Annotated in this window: 3 protein-coding genes and 1 pseudogene; 3 read left to right on the top strand and 1 reads right to left on the bottom strand. The window is 59.8% G+C overall.

Annotation, left to right across the window (positions count from 1 at the left end):
* Positions 1-466: sigma 54-interacting transcriptional regulator (locus P792_RS39195; protein WP_035440581.1), on the bottom strand; the 466-nt coding region annotated here is incomplete at its 3' end.
* Positions 467-599: 133 nt separating this feature from the next.
* On the opposite strand from P792_RS39195, the gene pspA reads away from it, so the two are divergent.
* The 3 genes and pseudogenes from pspA to P792_RS37760 all read left to right on the top strand — a co-directional run.
* On the top strand, positions 600-1286 hold the full coding sequence (pspA, locus tag P792_RS33220) for a phage shock protein PspA (RefSeq protein ID WP_023979662.1): 687 nt from the start codon (positions 600-602) through the stop codon (positions 1284-1286).
* A gap of 54 nt (positions 1287-1340) precedes the next feature.
* On the top strand, positions 1341-1571 hold the full coding sequence (gene pspB / locus P792_RS33215) for an envelope stress response membrane protein PspB (RefSeq protein WP_031241417.1): 231 nt from the start codon (positions 1341-1343) through the stop codon (positions 1569-1571).
* Positions 1568-2063: pseudogene (locus P792_RS37760) on the top strand (hypothetical protein); the annotation flags it as partial. The gene pspB and the pseudogene P792_RS37760, both read left to right, overlap by 4 nt.

Raw genomic sequence — 2063 nt, 5'->3', positions numbered from 1 at the left:
CGGCATTGGTTGCGCCGATAATGCGGACATCGACATGGATGGTCTCGTTCCCGCCCACGCGCTCGAAGCTGCCATACTCGATGACACGCAGGAGCTTTTCCTGAACCGCCATGGAAGCCGAGGCAATCTCATCGAGGAACAGCGTGCCACCATGCGCCTGCTCGAAACGCGAAAGCCTGCGACGCTGGGCCCCGGTAAAAGCGCCAGCCTCATGACCGAACAACTCGCTATCGAGGAGGGTATCGGGCAGGGCTGCACAGTTGAGCTTGATGAGCGGCCTGTCCCAGCGCGGCGAGAGCAGGGCCAGTCGCGCAGCGACGAGCTCCTTGCCTGTACCGCGCTCGCCGATGATCAGCGCCGGCCGATCGAGCGGTGCAAGACGCGAGATATGGTCGAGCATCTCCAGAAACGCAGGAGATTGTCCGATCGGTGTCGGGTTTTCTTCGTTTCTGGCAGATCGCGCCATTTTATGGCCAGTCTCATCCGTAGTGTTGCAAGAACTCTATCTTTCACTCCGGATCGTTACGCTTGCAAGAGAAGCCTGTGTTCTCCTGCCCCAATTTCCTGTTAAATTCGTTCCAGCAAAGAAAGATCGTCACATGGGTATCTTCTCCCGCCTTGCGGATATTGTGAACTCCAACCTCAACGCCATACTGGCCAGCGCCGAAGACCCGGAGAAAATGATCCGGCTGATCATCCAGGAGATGGAAGACACGCTGGTCGAGGTACGCAGCCAGGCTGTCACCATGATTGCCGAGCGCAAGGGGCTTGAGCGTCGTGCACGCACGATGGTGCAGGAAGAAGACGAATGGCTGCGCAAGGCCGAACTGGCCCTGACCCGCGATCGCGAAGATCTGGCCAAGGGCGCACTTGCTGCCAAGGCCACCATCGAGCAGTCGCGCAAGACGCTGGAGCAGCAGATTGCACAGGTCAATGAAAGCCTTGACCAGCAGCATGACGATATCGGCAAGCTGCAGGCCAAGCTGGCGGACGCGAAATCCCGCGAGAAATCGCTCTCGCTGCGCCACAAGGCTGCGACCAATCGCATCAAGACACGCGAGCGCCTATATGACACGCGCGTGGAAAATGCCTTCAACCGCTTCGAGCAGGTCGAGCGTGCGCTTGACGCCCTTGAGGGGAAGGCCGAAGCCTATGATCTCGGCCGTGGCCCCGGTGGCACGCGCAAGCCAAGCTTGCAGGAAGAGCTGGCGGGCCTCGAAACCGATATGGCGGTCGAGAACGAACTCGAAGCGCTGCGCGCCAGGATCAAGAGCCGTCAGGGATGAGAACAAGCATGAGACGTTTTGACAGCATAAGGGTCGCTTATGAGGCATGCCAACATGAATGACCTTATTGATCTTGCGGCAGTCGTCCTGTTTTTTGTCTCGATCATGTATATCGTGACCATTCGGGCCCGCTCGAAAACAACGGCCAGCAAGTTGCAGGAATCGGACCTCGCTGCGCTCAATATGGCGCATGTGCAGGCGCGCCGCCTTGAAGAACGTGTCGACCAGCTCGAGCGTATTCTGGACGAGGATGTCCCTGGCTGGAGAACGCGGAGCTTTTCATGATGGCAGACTGTCTGTATCGCCGCCCCGCCTGTCGTCACACGCGCCGCGTGGCGCTTGCGGCCCTGCTACTAACTGGCATGGCACCGCTCGGGCCGGGTGGGGCCGGGTTTGACGGCCATGCCATGGCTGCCCCGGCTCATGCCGGTTCGCCCGTTGTGATGGATGCTGAGGATCTCGATCTCAGCGTGCCCTGCCTGGGGCGCTTCGAGATCATGGTCGATCCGGCCATGAGCGACGGGGTATCGATCGACAGTTCTCCCTCGGGTGGGGCGCATCTGACCATGCGCACAGGCAAGACGCAGGGATCGTCCAAGGTTCTGATCACCAGCCGGACCTGTGCTCCCAATGCCCGCGTCTCCATTCTGGTCGCGCCGAATGTCGGGGTGATGATCCATGACAGTCATGACACCCATATCATCATTCACGGCACGCTGGCCTCGCTAGAGGCCAGCCTTGAAGCCGGTCAACTCGATGCCGACACTATCCAGTCGC

This window comes from Asaia sp. SF2.1 (assembly GCF_000505765.1).
In the GTDB taxonomy this organism is placed as follows: domain Bacteria; phylum Pseudomonadota; class Alphaproteobacteria; order Acetobacterales; family Acetobacteraceae; genus Asaia; species Asaia bogorensis.
Note: the sequence above shows the minus strand (reverse complement) of the source record. Positions and strands in the feature narration are given on the sequence as shown.